Origin of the sequence: Pedobacter sp. GSP4 (genome assembly GCF_051857575.1) — a bacterium.
Taxonomy (GTDB): Bacteria; Bacteroidota; Bacteroidia; order Sphingobacteriales; family Sphingobacteriaceae; genus Pedobacter.
The window spans coordinates 535,276-551,287 of record NZ_JBPZIR010000003.1 but is presented as its reverse complement, the minus strand read 5'-3'; the positions used below and the strand labels follow the sequence as shown (position 1 = coordinate 551,287).

12 protein-coding genes are annotated in these 16,012 nt (G+C 41.2%); 11 read left to right on the top strand and 1 reads right to left on the bottom strand.

Going from position 1 to position 16,012, the window contains the following annotated elements:
• Window positions 1–165 precede the first annotated feature (165 nt).
• On the bottom strand, window positions 166–531 hold the full coding sequence (locus ACS5PU_RS09610) for a DUF3127 domain-containing protein (RefSeq protein ID WP_439459069.1): 366 nt from the start codon (window positions 529–531) through the stop codon (window positions 166–168).
• 71 nt (window positions 532–602) lie between these two features.
• Here ACS5PU_RS09610 and ACS5PU_RS09605 point away from each other — a divergent pair, with 71 nt between their 5' ends.
• The 11 genes from ACS5PU_RS09605 to ACS5PU_RS09555 all read left to right on the top strand — a co-directional run bounded on the left by ACS5PU_RS09605 (window position 603) and on the right by ACS5PU_RS09555 (window position 15,997).
• Window positions 603–1,781, top strand: coding sequence for a THUMP domain-containing class I SAM-dependent RNA methyltransferase (locus ACS5PU_RS09605; RefSeq protein WP_439459305.1), 1,179 nt, complete (start codon window positions 603–605; stop codon window positions 1,779–1,781).
• Between the two features lie 67 nt (window positions 1,782–1,848).
• Entirely contained in the window at window positions 1,849–2,343 is a 495-nt protein-coding gene (locus tag ACS5PU_RS09600) for a hypothetical protein (protein WP_439459068.1), read from the top strand.
• 290 nt (window positions 2,344–2,633) lie between these two features.
• Entirely contained in the window at window positions 2,634–2,915 is a 282-nt protein-coding gene (locus tag ACS5PU_RS09595) for a helix-turn-helix domain-containing protein (RefSeq protein ID WP_029274217.1), read from the top strand.
• Between the two features lie 73 nt (window positions 2,916–2,988).
• Complete coding sequence (locus ACS5PU_RS09590; protein ID WP_439459067.1) at window positions 2,989–3,633, top strand: HD domain-containing protein; 645 nt, start codon at window positions 2,989–2,991, stop codon at window positions 3,631–3,633.
• A gap of 79 nt (window positions 3,634–3,712) precedes the next feature.
• Complete coding sequence (locus tag ACS5PU_RS09585) at window positions 3,713–4,240, top strand: hypothetical protein (RefSeq protein ID WP_439459066.1); 528 nt, start codon at window positions 3,713–3,715, stop codon at window positions 4,238–4,240.
• An 89-nt stretch (window positions 4,241–4,329) separates the two neighbouring features.
• A complete protein-coding gene (locus ACS5PU_RS09580; RefSeq protein ID WP_439459065.1) occupies window positions 4,330–5,586 on the top strand; it encodes a putative DNA modification/repair radical SAM protein in 1,257 nt (418 codons plus the stop codon).
• A gap of 119 nt (window positions 5,587–5,705) precedes the next feature.
• On the top strand, window positions 5,706–6,470 hold the full coding sequence (locus tag ACS5PU_RS09575; protein ID WP_439459064.1) for a TIGR03915 family putative DNA repair protein: 765 nt from the start codon (window positions 5,706–5,708) through the stop codon (window positions 6,468–6,470).
• Between the two features lie 217 nt (window positions 6,471–6,687).
• Window positions 6,688–6,978 (top strand): co-chaperone GroES, encoded by a 291-nt coding sequence (locus ACS5PU_RS09570; RefSeq protein WP_010599229.1) that lies wholly within the window; start codon window positions 6,688–6,690, stop codon window positions 6,976–6,978.
• A 132-nt stretch (window positions 6,979–7,110) separates the two neighbouring features.
• A complete protein-coding gene (gene groL, locus ACS5PU_RS09565) occupies window positions 7,111–8,748 on the top strand; it encodes a chaperonin GroEL (RefSeq protein ID WP_439459063.1) in 1,638 nt (545 codons plus the stop codon).
• Window positions 8,749–9,041: 293 nt separating this feature from the next.
• The gene (locus ACS5PU_RS09560) at window positions 9,042–14,978 is read left to right on the top strand and encodes a PKD domain-containing protein (protein ID WP_439459062.1); all 5,937 of its coding nucleotides are present in this window, start codon (window positions 9,042–9,044) and stop codon (window positions 14,976–14,978) included.
• Window positions 14,975–15,997, top strand: a complete 1,023-nt coding sequence (locus ACS5PU_RS09555) for a PorP/SprF family type IX secretion system membrane protein (protein WP_439459061.1) — start codon at window positions 14,975–14,977, stop codon at window positions 15,995–15,997. Before ACS5PU_RS09560 ends, ACS5PU_RS09555 begins: the two co-directional genes overlap by 4 nt.
• The last annotated feature ends 15 nt before the right edge of the window (window positions 15,998–16,012 follow it).

The following is a 16,012-nucleotide window of genomic DNA, read 5'->3' as shown; positions in this document are numbered from 1 at the left end:
TGCCTCTAACTGAAAAACAGCTGGATGTTTTTAGATTTTAACAAATCAAAAATACTGAATAGCTAGGCTAAGTGGTTGTTTTTAACATATTTTAACAGCCAAAAAAAATGCCGGAATAAAATTCCGGCATCGTTCAAAATTGTTTGCTTAAAAAAGATTCTTTATTTAGAAAGGCAGATCATCATCTTCACCTGGCGCATTGCTCACATCAACCGGAGCAGCATATGCTGGCGCAGCTGGAGCAGCACCTGCAGCAACGGCATTGATACGCCAAATTACCAAACTGTTAAAATATGATGTTTTACCTGTTTTATCTGTCCAAGGGCGACCGCGTAAATTAAAGAAAACTTCTACTTCATCGCCTGCTTTAAATGTATCTAATAATGCAGTTTTATCTTGCAAAGCCTCAAAACGGATATATTCTGGGTATGTTGGATTTTCTGCGTATTCTATTATTAAATCACGTTTTTTAAACGTTTCACTTACTTGTTGTGTGGCACCTACTTCGTGTACTTTTCCTTTAATTTCCATAACTAATACTAATAATGTACGTATAAAAGCCAAATCTCTATAATTTTATTGATAACTTCGCATATATTATGATGCAAGTTTTCCACAATAAAAGCAAGGTAATTATTACCTGCAACAAACGCCTTTCGCCTTATTTACAAGAGGAAGTTAAAGCATTGGGCTACACAATCGAAAGGGCTTTCGCCACCGGTGTTGAGCTCAATATCACCCTTACAGAGTGTATTAAGCTGAATTTGAACTTGCGCTGTGCCAGTCAGATCTTATATGCAATAAAAAGTTTTAAGGCGGCAACGCCCGATGATTTATACAATGAAATTAAAGCTATAGAATGGGAAGAACTGATCGATTTTTCGGGTTATTTTTCCGTTACCTCAAATGTGGATAACCCAAATATTACCACACCGTTATTTGCCAACTTAAAAGTAAAAGATGCCATTGTTGACCGGATGAAAGAAAAAAAAGGCATCCGTCCTAATTCTGGCTCCGATGTAAACAAAGCGGTGGTTCATTTATACTGGAAAGATGCAGAGGCAGATGTTTTTATGGATACATCAGGCGAAACCTTGGCCAAACACGGTTACCGTAAAATTCCGGGCAAAGCACCAATGCTCGAGGCTTTGGCATCGGGTGTAATATATGCTACCAACTGGGATAAAAAATCTCCTTTCATCAACCCAATGTGCGGTTCTGGTACTTTAGCAATTGAAGCAGCACTTATTGCCACCAACCGTGCGCCCGGCCTATACCGGATGAACTATGGCTTTATGCACGTTCTCGGCTATAACGAAGAGGTTTTCTTTGCCGAAAGGCGGATCTTAAAAGATCAGGTAATCAAAAATATCGATATTAAGATTGTTGCTACCGATCTTTCGGAAGATGCAGTTGATGTAACCCGTAGAAATGCCAAAACCGCTGGTGTAGATACGCTGATCGAATTTGAAGTATGCGATTTTGAACTTAGCCCGGTACCTGAAGATGGTAAAGGAGTAGTTGTTTTTAATCCAGAATATGGCGAGCGCCTGGGCGTTCACAGCAAGTTGGAATTTACCTATAAACGCATGGGCGATTTTATGAAAACCAAATGCAAAGGCTACTCTGGTTATATTTTTACCGGAAATCCCGATCTTGCCAAGAAAATAGGTTTAAAAGCTGCCAAAAAAATTGAATTTTATAATGGTAAATTAGACTGCCGTTTATTGGAATACGAATTATACGACGGTTCGCGCCGGGCTCCGCTAACAGAGGCCTAGTGTTTTTGCTTGAAAATTAATATATTACACGCTCTTACGTTCCATAACGTAAACAATTTTGAAAAATATGGAATTCGATGACATGGATCATATGCCCGAATGGGAGCATTTTAGCCGATTTGGCCGAGATGATGAGGATGAAGAAAATTTATCGTCTGATGATGCCGAAAAGGTAAGGCTTAAAGTGTTCAGGGCTAAAAACCTGTACAACCAGGCTAGGGCCGTATATAAATATGCAGCGCTATTCTGCGAAACACTAGAAGGCGAAATGGCAGAAATGACCGCCAATTTAATTATGCAGAACGCTTTAATGCTCTGTCCAAAAATTGTTGGCGCCGAAGGTGCAGATATGTATATCCTACGGATGGAAAATGCTTCTATTATCCGTACCAATTGCCGCGAGCTGGAAACCCAGGTAAGGGCAGCGGATATGTTCGAAATCTGCACGCCTGAATATAAAGACATCGTTTTAGATGAAATAGAAAAATTCCGCCTGTTGTTTATCGAATGGGTTAAATATTTCGAAAAAGATGAGTTTGAAGATGACTGGGGATTATATTAATCCTTAGCATCCAAACTTTACTCTCCAACCTTAAGGGTGCCAAGCTCCTTAAACCACCCATGCCACAGTATATTTTATCGGGCAGCCAAAAACCGAAACCTTTCCAAATAACTGATTTTCAATAAGAAAAGTCAAATAAGAAACATTTAGATGGTTTCTTTGTTCTATTAAAGTGTCGGTTTCTCTACTATTCATAATTCCTAATAGTGCTAAAATGTAATTTTTTAAAAACTATGGGAATAAAATTTCCGTAAGTATGAGCAAACAGTAAAAAACTTATCCCTTTTTTTATGGAAGATGTATTGGCTTTAAAGACAAAGAATGTTGCCGGGAATATTAGAAAAATTAGAGAATACAGAGACTATACTCAAGATTACCTTGCGGCAAAATTAAAAATATCTCAAAATGCTTATAGTAAAATTGAGTTGGGCTATAGTAAATTAACTATCGACCGCTTATTTCAGATTGCAGCAATTTTAGAAGTTGAGGTTTCGCACCTATTAACCCTTAACCACAATGACCTGATCAAAATCATTGCTGATGATGAGAACAGAACTGCAGCCGCGAGCTAAACCGTAAATCACTGTTGATATCATTTCTTTTGCGCGGTAAATAATTCCAATACCTTTGGAAAAATTTAGCACCATGCATAACCAGATTCAGAAAACCATCGATTTTGTAAAGAAAACCTTAGCGCATGCCGAAGCAGGCCATGATTGGTTTCATATAGAACGTGTTTTTAAAACTGCAATTACCATTAACGAGCAGGAAAATGGCCATGAACTGGTTGTTGCATTTGCAGCATTGCTTCATGATATTGCCGATCCTAAATTTAATAATGGCGACGAAGAATTGGGGCCTAATATGGCTGCGTCCTTTTTACAATCCATTTCGGTTGATGAGGAAGTAATTGCACATGTGAAGCAGATTATTCAGCACATGTCCTTCAAAAACAGTTTCGATACAGGAGCTTTTACTTCAAAAGAAATGCAGATTGTTCAGGATGCCGACCGATTAGATGCTATTGGTGCAATTGGTATTGCCAGGGCTTTTACCTATGGCGGCTTTAAAAACAGGCTGCTCTACGATCCAGCTATCCCACCAGAAGTACACCTTACCAAAGAGAGCTACAAAAATACCACCGCACCAACCATTAACCATTTTTACGAAAAACTGCTCTTGCTAAAGGATATGATGAATACCCCATCGGGCAAAACCATTGCAACCGAAAGGCACAATTTTATGTTGCTGTATTTAGATCAGTTTTATAAAGAATGGGAAGGAAAATGAGCTTTTAAACCCAAAAATACCGATTAGTAAGTATTTCAGAAGGGTGCATTAGGGATTAACTTTACCAAAAATTTTAATCATGCATCCCTACAAATTAAAATACCACAAAAACAGTGTTTTGTTAATTGCGATGGTTGGCATTCCTATATTTTTTATTTCCTTGTTGGTTTATTGCCTGTTCAGTTTACCACAGTCGTTATCCGAATTTTCGACATTGATGCTGGTATCGCTATCAATTATTACCATGGCGCTGATTATGCTGTGGATTACCAAAACACAGATTTTTGTACGCAGCAAGGTGCATATCGATGAAAATGGAATCCGTTTTAGATTAAAAAGCACTTCATTATTATACCGCCGCACCGAATATTTCTCGGGATGGGAAAATATCAGCCGGGTAACCGAAATGTTCGATAACCATAATGGTGGCTATTTTTATCAAATCGCATTTAAAAACCCCAGTTTTATAGCCAACTTCAGCCCGCTTAAAAACCATGAGGCAGAAGCAGAGCGTTTCTTTTTAGAGCTGCAGCATTATCAGGAAAACTACAACATTGCGCATCAGTTACCTTATTCTACAGCACTCAAACCTTCCAACAGTTTTTAAACCATTTCTTTTTACTCCAAAATAGAATGGGATAAAATACTAATATTTTTAGTTTAAAAAGCTATATTTGTTAGTAAATAATCATCCCTATGTCTGAACGGATCCGTGAAAAACTGAATATTCTTGCCGATGCTGCCAAATACGATGTTTCTTGTTCATCAAGCGGCGGCACAAGAAAAAACGATACCAAAGGTCTTGGCAACAGCCATACCTCGGGCATTTGCCATACCTATACCGAAGATGGCAGATGTGTATCCTTATTAAAAATCCTATTAACCAATCATTGTATTTACGATTGTTTATTTTGTGTTTCGCGAAAGAGCAATGATATTAAACGGGCTGCCTTTACGGTTGATGAAGTGGTGGAGCTCACGATGAATTTTTACCGCAGGAATTATATCGAAGGCCTGTTTTTAAGTTCTGGTATTTTTAAAAATGCCGATTTTACCATGGAACGCTTGCTTTTGGTGGTAAAAAAACTGCGTTTGGAGCAAAACTACAATGGCTATATCCACCTTAAAACCATCCCGGGCGCCAGCGATGAACTGATAAAGGAAGCAGGACTTTACGCCGACCGCATGAGTATTAACCTCGAAATGCCTACCGAAGCGGGCTTAAAACTTTTGGCCCCAGAGAAAAACCACGAAGACGTAATTAAACCGCTGGCATTTGTGCAACAGCAGATCAGTCAGTTTTCGGCAGATAAAAAACTGATCAAACACATACCGAAATTTGTACCTGCCGGGCAGAGCACACAGATGGTAATTGGCGCCACGCCCGAAAGTGATAAGGACATTATGTATACGGCAAATGCTTTTTATAAAAACTTTGCCTTAAAAAGGGTTTATTATTCGGGCTACGTCCCCATTAGCAACGATAGCAGAATGCCTATACTGGGCACACAGCCGCCACTTTTAAGAGAAAACAGACTCTATCAAACCGATTGGCTGATGCGTTTTTACGGCTTTAAAGTACAGGAAATTTTAAACGATGCCAATCCAAACCTGGATGTGGATATAGATCCAAAATTGAGTTGGGCTATCCGCAATATGCAGCATTTCCCGGTTGATATCAACAAGGCCGATTACAAAATGATTTTACGCATTCCGGGTATCGGGGTAATGTCTGCACAAAAAATTGTTCAGGCCCGGAAGTTTGGAAAACTGAGGATCGATCAGTTAAAAAAAATCGGTGTAGCCTATAATCGCGCCAAACATTTTATTGTTTGCGCAGATAGCCCCTATCAGTTAAAAGATTATCAGGGCACGCAGATTAAGGCCTTTATTATGGCCGAAAGCCAGAGCAAATATTTAAAAACAGATAATAATCAGATGCTTTTGTTTTAAAAACCATGGCCGTCATTTCGAGCGAACCCGATAGCTATCGGGTGCAACGAAGTTGAGAAATCTCCTGTAGATCTCTCCATTACGCTGCGCTTCAGTAGAGATGACAACTTTTTATAATAATGATCTACATCTTCGACGGTTCCCTACCCGGACTCTTAACAGCAGTTTTCGAATGGTTTGAACGCAAACCCGGCAAGGTTGTGCTCAAATCAATTGAAATGTTTCAGCCCGAAGCCTTTGCCGAAAGTTTTACGGTGATCACCGATAATTCTAAAGCAGACCGCGTTTGGCTGGGGCTTCAAAAGAAACTGACGAAAGCAGGGTTGCGCAAATTTTACTGCAGTTATTTATCCGAAATCCCGGAGGCCTATAACCACCTCTTCCATTTTTCGGTTTATATTTTTAAGCAGGCCGCTGGTGCAGAGAGTAATTATGGCAACGAACATGTAATGGCGCTTGCTAAATATGCGAAAAGTGTTGAGCGCGAAAAACACCGGATGGAAGCCTTTATCCGATTTCAAAAAACAGGAGATGGTATTTTTTATGCCGGGATTGATCCCGATTTTAATGTTCTACCGCTCATTTCCAACCATTTTAAAAACCGTTATGCCGATCAGCAATGGGTAATTTATGATTTAAAAAGAAAATATGGCCTGCATTACAACTTAAATACCGTCGAAGAAATTACAATCAGCTTTACTGAGGGTATAAATAAGCAAACGCCTGCGCCAGTTTTAATGGATGAAAGTGAAGCCCTTTATGCAACGCTTTGGAAAGATTATTTCAAAAGTGCCAATATTGTGGCGCGCAAAAACACCAAACTGCATGTACAGCATGTGCCCAAGCGCTATTGGAAATACTTAACAGAAAAGGCAATATTTTAAGTTTTCAAGTCGTCATGCAGAGGGAAAGACAAGAACTAAACAATAAATCTGGCTCATATTTCAACAACTTTCTGCCATGCTGACATCTACATTCTTGATTCGCGTGAATAAATTGACAGTTTGGTGAAAATTTGTCCCTCAAAACCTCTTGGCATAAAAAGTGTTAATTGTATGCTTAGTTAAAAAAACAAAATCAAAATAAAAAATAATAAAAGTTATGGCGTTAAACCTTAAACCAATTGCTGGCAGTTCGAACAGAGTAATAGTTGAACCGGCTGCGGCAGAAGAAAAAACTGCATCAGGTTTGTATATTCCTGATACTGCAAAAGAAAAACCATCTAAAGGAACTGTAGTTTCTGTTTCTGAAGAAGATGCTGAAGGTAAAAAAGCTAGTGTAAAAGTTGGCGATGTTGTAATTTATGGTAAATACGGCGGTACTGAATTTCCTTATGAAGGTAAAGACTACCTAATTATGCGGGAAACAGATATTTACGCTGTTGTAGGATAAGTAAATGATTGAATAACTGAGTGCCACAAGGCGTGAATTCAGCATAAATCAGCAAATAAAATAATAAATGTTAGAATGAAATAAGCAAAAACAAATCATTCTCTCATACAATCATCCAAAATTTAAAAAATAATGTCTAAACAAGTAAAATATAACGTAGAAGCACGCGACGCCCTGAAAAGAGGTGTTGATATTCTTGCAAATGCAGTAAAAGTAACGTTAGGTCCAAAAGGACGTAACGTAATTATCGATAAAAAATTCGGTTCACCGGCAATTACCAAAGATGGTGTTACTGTAGCCAAAGAAATCGAATTGAAAGATGCGGTTGAGAACATGGGCGCTCAAATGGTTAAAGAAGTAGCTTCGAAAACAGCTGATATTGCTGGTGATGGAACAACAACTGCAACTGTATTGGCTCAGGCAATTATTACAACAGGTATTAAAAACGTTGCTGCTGGTGCAAATCCAATGGATTTAAAACGCGGTATTGATAAAGCTGTTTCTGCAGTTGTAGAAAACTTAAAATCTCAATCGCAAGCGGTTGGTGATGATAACAACAAAATTAAACAAGTTGCCTCTATCTCTGCCAATAATGATGAGGTAATCGGTTCGTTAATTGCTGAGGCAATGAGCAAAGTGGGTAAAGATGGTGTAATTACTGTTGAAGAAGCAAAAGGTACCGAAACTGAAGTTAAAACAGTAGAAGGTATGCAGTTTGACAGAGGTTATTTATCTCCTTACTTCGTTACCAATGCAGATAAAATGGAAGCTGAATTAGACAGCCCTTACATTTTAATCTACGATAAAAAAATCAGCAACATGAAAGAATTGTTGCCTGTTTTAGAAAAAACTGTACAAACGGGTAAACCATTGGTAATCATCTCTGAAGATTTAGATGGCGAAGCTTTAGCTACTTTGGTAGTAAATAAAATCCGTGGTTCGTTAAAAGTTGTTGCGGTTAAAGCACCTGGTTTTGGCGACAGAAGAAAAGCAATGTTAGAAGACATCGCAATTTTGACTGGCGGTATCGTTATTTCAGAAGAAAGAGGTTACAAATTAGAAAATGCTGATTTAACTTACCTAGGTTCTGCAGAGAAAGTGGTAGTTGATAAAGACAATACTACTGTAATTAACGGTGCAGGTAATACAGATGATATTAAATCTCGCGTAAGCCAGATCAAATCTCAGATTGAAACCACTACCTCTGATTACGATAAAGAAAAATTACAAGAGCGTTTAGCTAAATTGGCTGGCGGTGTTGCAGTTCTTTACGTAGGTGCAGCGAGTGAAGTTGAAATGAAAGAGAAAAAAGACCGTGTTGATGATGCTTTACATGCAACCCGTGCGGCTGTAGAAGAAGGTATTGTTGCTGGTGGTGGTGTTGCTTTTATCCGTGCGGTAGCTTCATTAGCCGATTTAAAAGGCGTAAATGAAGACGAAAACACTGGTATCCAGATTATTCGCCGTGCAATTGAAGAGCCACTTCGTCAAATTTGCGAAAACGCAGGTATCGAAGGTTCTATTGTAGTACAAAAAGTAAAAGAAGGTACTGCAGATTTCGGTTACAATGCACGTACTAATGTTTACGAAAACTTAATTGGTGCCGGTGTTATCGATCCAACTAAAGTAAGCCGTGTAGCCTTAGAAAACGCAGCATCCATTGCAGCAATGTTATTAACTACAGAAGTTGTTTTAGCAGACGAACCTGAAGAAGGTGGTGCTCCATCAATGCCTCCAATGGGCGGTGGTGGTATGGGTGGTATGATGTAATACCATTCTGCAACGAAACTATTTCGTGTAAAAATATTCCCTCAGGGCATCAATGCCTTGGGGGTTTTTTATGCCCTATTGCCGTCAAAAACGAAATTTGTTAACCTATAACCCATTCATTTAGTTGATGTTGGTGTAAAGTTTTACGGCCGTAACGCGAAAATTACGTTCTTTGCCTTCGAATATTTATTAGCGCATCTTACGTCTGATACTCATTTCTGAGACAGGCAAAAGCAAGCTTTCAATACAAGCTTCCAGAACGCAATAAAATCATTCCCTAGTGTTAGAGATTTATGAAGATTCGTTGTAAAAGGAAATGGCATTTTTTTGTCCTATTTTTTGGGGCACTTTTTTATACGTCAGTAGGTTTTGCGCAGATAAATATCGGCGCAGTAGATGCAGGGCCCTATACTCCCGGCAGTACCATTGGCGTTCCCATCAGTATTAGTGCAGGCTGTGCCGCCCAGGGAAATCAGTTCCAGCTTTATCTTTCCGATCAGAATGGCAGTTTTGCCGCCGAAACATTAATTGGAACCTATACCGGTTTTTACACTACCTACGTAAATGGCATCTTGCCTACAGGCCTTGCGCCGGGCACAGGTTATATGGTTAGGGTTAAATCTACCAGTCCAGCATCCGTAAGCACACCATCTACAGCCTTCGAAGTTAAAGCGGGGCCAGCAGTAGAAGCCAAGTTAACCTCAAGCTATTTAAACGCGGCCAATAACGAAACCTTTGGTACATGCATAAGTAAACCCGATAATTCTTTTTTTATTAAAAATGAATCGACGGCAAATAGCACAGTTACGGCTAACATAACCGATGAAGTAAATGGAGGCAGTCCTACTTTAATCAATTTTCCTACCGCAATACAAAGTTTTACCGCCCAGCAGGCACATTATACCATTATTGCAAAAGCCATAATGCCAAATGGAACCGTTGGAACCAAAGCTTATTTATTGATCAATAATAAAACCATAACCGCATTTGGAACCTCGGGCAACAATGTTGTGTGTTTACCGATGGGCTATCTTGAATTTAATGTCGACATTACTTCTACTGCTGGGATACAGAATAACTTTCCCGGCGATGTGTACACGATAACCTGGGGAGACCAAACCACTACCACCTACACTTTGTGCGATATTAAAAGTTTGGGCGGAAAAGTGCAGCATGCCTATACAAAATCATCTTGCGGAAGTGTTTCCACATCAAGTGCCGGAACAATTTTTAATGCTTTTGATGTTTCCATCAATGTATCAAATGCCTTTTGCGGCACAGTAGGCACACCGGTTTCTTCTTCGGCAAAAGTAGTCGTAAAACCTATAAACTCATTTGTTTTTAATACACCCAGCTGTACAAATACCAACGTTACTTTTGTTAACACCTCCGTTTTAGGCGAAAACCCCAATACCAATACACCGGGCTGTGCGCCCAATACAGTAACTTACAATTGGTATGTGGATGGGGTGATTCAAGAAGTTAACCAGCCAAAATCTTTCAATTTTGTATACAAGTTCACCACCCATGGTGAGCATACCATCCGTTTAGAATCGAGCAGCTCGGGGGCCTGTAATGCCGATCCGGTAGAGATGAAGATCTGTATCCAGGATCCACCAAAGCCGGCTTTTACTTTACCTGCCGGCACCATTTGTTCGCAAACCATTTTAAAACCGGTTGATAATTCGGTGCTTGACAACATATGTGACGCTGCCAATACTTATTCTTGGTCGGTTACGCCTGCAGTGGGTTATGCCAATGGCACCAATTCGGCCAGCAAAGCGCCCGAATTTAATTTTACAACTCCTGGTACTTATACCATTACTTTGAGCATTACCACCCCTTCATGCGGTGTAGTAACCACCTTGCCGCAAACTGTTGTGGTAAACGCATCTCCAGTTGCAACACTATCGCCAGATATTACGGTCTGTAACTTATCAACCTACGATTTTAACAATACCACTACAGGCCCCACCAAAACCCTGATCACCGGAACCACGCAGCCTTTAGCAGATACTTACACCTGGACCGTTACTCCAGCAGGATCGGGCACGTACAGCTTTACGGGTGGCACAACGGCCAATTCCAGATATCCATCAATCAAATTCGACAGTTACGACACTTACACAGTAACCGTTGTGCACAAAAACAATTGTGGCACAGCAACCGATACTCAGGTACTAACCTTCAGTACTGCGCCAGTGGTTAACGCAGGTGCCGATCAGAGCATCTGTTTTAACGACCCAAGCTTTACCCTAAGCGGAGCAGTAACAGGTACCACTACCACGCAAAGCTGGGTTGGTGGCCAAGGAACCTTTACGCCGAGCAGAAACGATTTAAATGCAGTGTATACGCCTACAGCAGCAGAAAAAGCTGCTGGAACGGTTACTTTACAATTAAGGGCCACAACTGCACTTGCTCCACCCTGCAACCAGATAGATGATGACATCATTTTAAAAATAAAACCGAATATCAGTTTAACTAGTGCGGCAACAAAAATCATCTGTACCGGCAATAGCGTAGCCTATACCCCAACATCAGCTGTTGCAGGGGTTACTTACACCTGGACAGCCACCGGAACAGCATCTGCCACTGGTTACACCACAAGCGGAACGGGCGCTATTAATGATGTATTGACCAATACCGATCTTAATGCCGATGCCAATGTAACCTACACCATTACACCACATTTTGATGGTTGCGATGGAACCCCTTTTCCGCTGGTTGTTACCATTAAACCTAATCCAATTGTAACACCAACTGCTCCTAACCTTAGCATCTGTAATGCCACCTCTTCGGCCATTACTTTATCGGCTAACTTTTCTGGCGTAAACTATACTTACACCAGCAGCATAACCGGAACAATAAGCGGCAACAGCAACAGAGCCGTAGCTGCCTCAGGATCGCAGATTAATGATATTTTAGTGAACGCAGGAACCAGCCCGGGAACGGTAACCTACACCATTACGCCCGTTTCTGTAAATGGATGCCCGGGTACTCCTGCAAGCATTACCATAACGGTTTTACCAAGTGCAACACCGCCAAATGCAGGACCAGATGAAGCCATCTGTAACCAAACAAGCTATGCCCTAAAAGGAAATGCCCCTGTAGTTGGAACCGGAAAATGGACCATTGTATCGGCACCAACTACCATCACCTTTGCTGATGATACGCAAAGCAATACTAATATATCAGGTTTGCAGGCTGGAAACGTATATATTTTAAAATGGACCATAAGCGATGCCAGCTGTTCATCAGCCAGCGATAATGTGCAGATAACCGTTAATCCGCTTAGTGTTGGCGGTACCACCACTGGCGATGTGAATGTATGTGCCGGTACCAACAGCGGAAATATTAGTTTAAGCGGACAGGTTGGCAATATCATCCGCTGGGAACGCTCAATCGATAATGGCGGAACATGGTCTACCATTACCTCAACCGCAAATCCTTATGTTTTTTCAAACCTTACCATTACCACCCAATACCGGGCAGTAGTGCAAAGCGGAAGTTGCGCTGAGGCTTTCTCAACAGTAAGCACTGTTACCGTTAACCCCGGAACGGTTGCTGCAAATGCAGGTTCAGACCAAAATTTATGCAGTGGAAATGGCATTACCTTAAATGGCAATAACCCTGCTCCAAACAGTGGTATCTGGACTTTGGTATCCGCTCAAACAGGCGTTGTAATTACCGACCCTACCCTTTACAATACTTCAGTTACCGGTTTAGTACCAGGCCAAACTTATACTTTCAGGTGGACCATTTCGGGTTTTGGGGGCTGTCCGCCATCTGTAGATGAAGTAACCGTTACTTATTATTCGGCGGTAACCAATAACATCACTGCCTCTGCAGCACCGGTTTGTTCAGGCCAAAGCATTACCATTACAGGCGATACCCCAACAGGCGGTACAGGTACTTTTGCCTATCAATGGCAAAGCAGTGCCGATGGAAATACCTGGAATAATGTTCCAACCGCGACGAATAAAGATTTAACCTTAACCGTAAGCAATTCAACTTATTTTAGGAGATTGGTTAACAGTACCATCTGTACATCAATCAGTAATTCGGTACAGATTACCGTGCTACCTGGATTAAGCAACAACACCATTAGCGCAGATCAGAACATTTGTACAGGCGCGGCAGCAGCTCCGCTTACAGGTGCATTGCCAAGCGGAGGAAGCGGCACCTATACTTACCAATGGCAATCGAGTTTAAATGGCACTACGTGGACCGATGTTTTAGGTGCAACAAGCATCAATTTTACACCACCAACACCAACTGCAACAATTTATTACAGGCGTTCGGTTGCTAGTGGTGCCTGTAGCAACAACCTAAGTAACCAGATTAAAATAACGGTTAATCCACATGCCAAAGCCGACTTGGTTTTTATAACAGATAAAGCCTGCGCGCCTTTTCTTTTAACATCTGCTAACATATCTGCCACAGCTTATCCAGATCGCAATGCAAGTTATACCTGGTTCGCCAATGGCACCCAAATAGGCACCGGAATTACTTTCCCCGGTTACACCATTGCAACGGATAATCAAAACGTTGTTATTAAACTGGTGGTTAGCAGCAGCCTGGGTTGCAATAGCGATGAAAGCAGCCATACTTTTAGTACGATACAAAATGTAACTGCCGCTTTTACGCAAGATAAAACGGTCGGTTGCGGTCCTTTAAATGTCGTTTTTACCAATACATCGAACTCCCTAACTGCAGCTACATTTTATTGGGATTTTGGTAATGGAACAACATCGCGCTTGGCTCAGCCTCCTGCACAGGTGTTTCAGGCCGATCCAACCGGAAAAGATGTTACCTATACCCTAACTTTAGCAGCCACTACCTCCTGCGGTGTAACCACACAAACTTCAACCGTATTGGTAAAAGCACCTGCAGTTTCTATTTTCTCGCCAAATAAAACAGCCGGCTGTTCTCCGTTTGAAGTCACATTTAGCAATACTTCGCCCGAAACATCGGTAACTACTTATACTTACGATTTTGGCGATGGATCTGCACCATTAAAGGTAACCGACCGAAATTCGGTTAAGCACACCTATTTAGTTACCGAGGTTAAAAATTTCACGGTTACCATGATAGCAGAAAATGAGTGCGGAAGCAGCACATCATCTTATGGCATAACGGTTTCGCCAAACGATATTACACCCGAACTGGTGGTAAACAGCAACCAACTCAAAGGTTGTGCACCATTAAAGGTCGATTTCTTTAACAATACCAAAGGTGCAAGTACTTTTCTTTACGATTTTGGCGATGGAAGTACAACTGTAACCCACACGGCACCCGAAACGGTAACGCATACCTTTACCCAGCCTGGAAAATACACCATCACCCTGTATGCCTCAAACAACTGTTCCAACGCTTCAACAACAGAAATTGTGGAAGTTTTGCCGCAGCCAATTGTAAGTTTTACAGCCGATAAAACCAGTGGTTGCGATGGACTTGTGGTTAAGTTTAAAAACAATAGTACCGGTGCAATAGGTTATGTTTGGGATTTTGGTGATGGCTCTCCTACATCAAACGCCTTGGAACCAACACACACCTATACTGGATCTGGTAAAAATTACACCGTTACTTTAACGGCAACCAATGCACTTACCTGCACAAACACGGTTACCATAGGCGATTTTATTAAAATTGTACCTCATCCGGTAGCAACCTTTACTGTTGTGCCTGGAAATGAATTATCTATCCCAAATTATTCGTTTACGTTTAAAGATATAAGCAGCGATGCGGTGAGTTGGGAATGGACATTTGGCGATGGCGCCGTATCTACCCTGCAAAACCCAACACATACTTATGCCAATGAAGGCGTATATAATGTAACGCTGAAAATACTCAATAAAGAAGGTTGTTCTTCAAGCACCTTCCAATCGGTAAGGATTATTGGCGTGCCGGGCTATTTAAACATCCCAAATTCGTTTATGCCGGCGAGTGCAAAAAATGAAATCAAGATTTTCAAAGCCAAAGGGCGCGGCATTCAAGAATGGCGGATGTCGGTTTTTAACAAATGGGGCCAGTTGTTATGGGAAACCACCAAACTGGATGACCATGCACCTTTAGAAGGATGGGATGGTACTTACAATGGTCAAGATCAGCCTCAGGGCGTTTATTATTGGAAAGTAGATATAAAATTTATTAATGGCAGCGACTGGAAAGGAATGACCTACGATTCATCTCCTCCAAGAAAAACGGGCGTAATATATTTAATAAGATGATGAGGAGAAGGATAATATTATTTTTGTTTGCACTGGTACTGCCATTGATTTCGTTGGGGCAGGATCATATTTATTCGCAATTTTATAACGCTCCGATTTATTTAAATCCGGCATTAACAGGCCAGTTCGAAGGCGATATCCGGTTCAATGCACTTTACCGCAACCAATGGACGGGCTTGGCGAGCGATTTTTCGTACATGACGGCCTCTGGCGACCTTAACCTGCGCAGATTGAACAGTGGCATTGGCCTGATTTTTAACCGCAGCAGCGAAGGCACGGCCTACCTGGTTAAAAACAATATTGCGGTTAGCTATGCCTACATCATCGGAGGTGATGATTTCGCCCTGTCTTTCGGCTTGCAGGCAGGTGTTACCAACCAGAAACTAAACTGGGATAAACTGGTGTTCGGCGATCAGATCGATATTAATACCGGCTACATTCCCGGAAGCATATCGGGGGCTGAAAGGCCGAGTATCGATAGCCGCTTTTACCTGGATGCCAATGCCGGAGCAAACCTGGTGTATGGAAAATTTATGATGGGGCTTGCGGCACATCACCTCAACCGCCCTGACGAGTCACTTTCAGGCTTTCAAACCAAATTACCCGTGCGCATTTCCGGGAATTTAAGTTATAAACTTACCCTAATTCCTGATCAGTACGATAGGGAAGGTAGTTACCTCATTCCCTCCATAGTTGCTTACAAGCAAACCAACGTAAGCTCTTTTAGCGTGGGCATGCAATACAAATATGCCGGTATAAATGCGGGTATCTGGTACCGGAATGATGGCAACTCAAACGGAAATGATGCCGTTGTTTTTTCTGTAATCTTTGATATTTTTAACCGCCGTACCAATGGCGAAAAGTTTAGGTTGGGCATTAGCCATGATGCTACTACTTCAAAAATCAACTATACCAATACAGGCGGAACATCTGAAATTGGCGTAGGTTACGAAAAATATTTTCCAAATAGTTCAAATGGAGGCAGGGCAAATGGTCTAAGATGTTACGATTTTTATTAATTTGCCATGGATAAT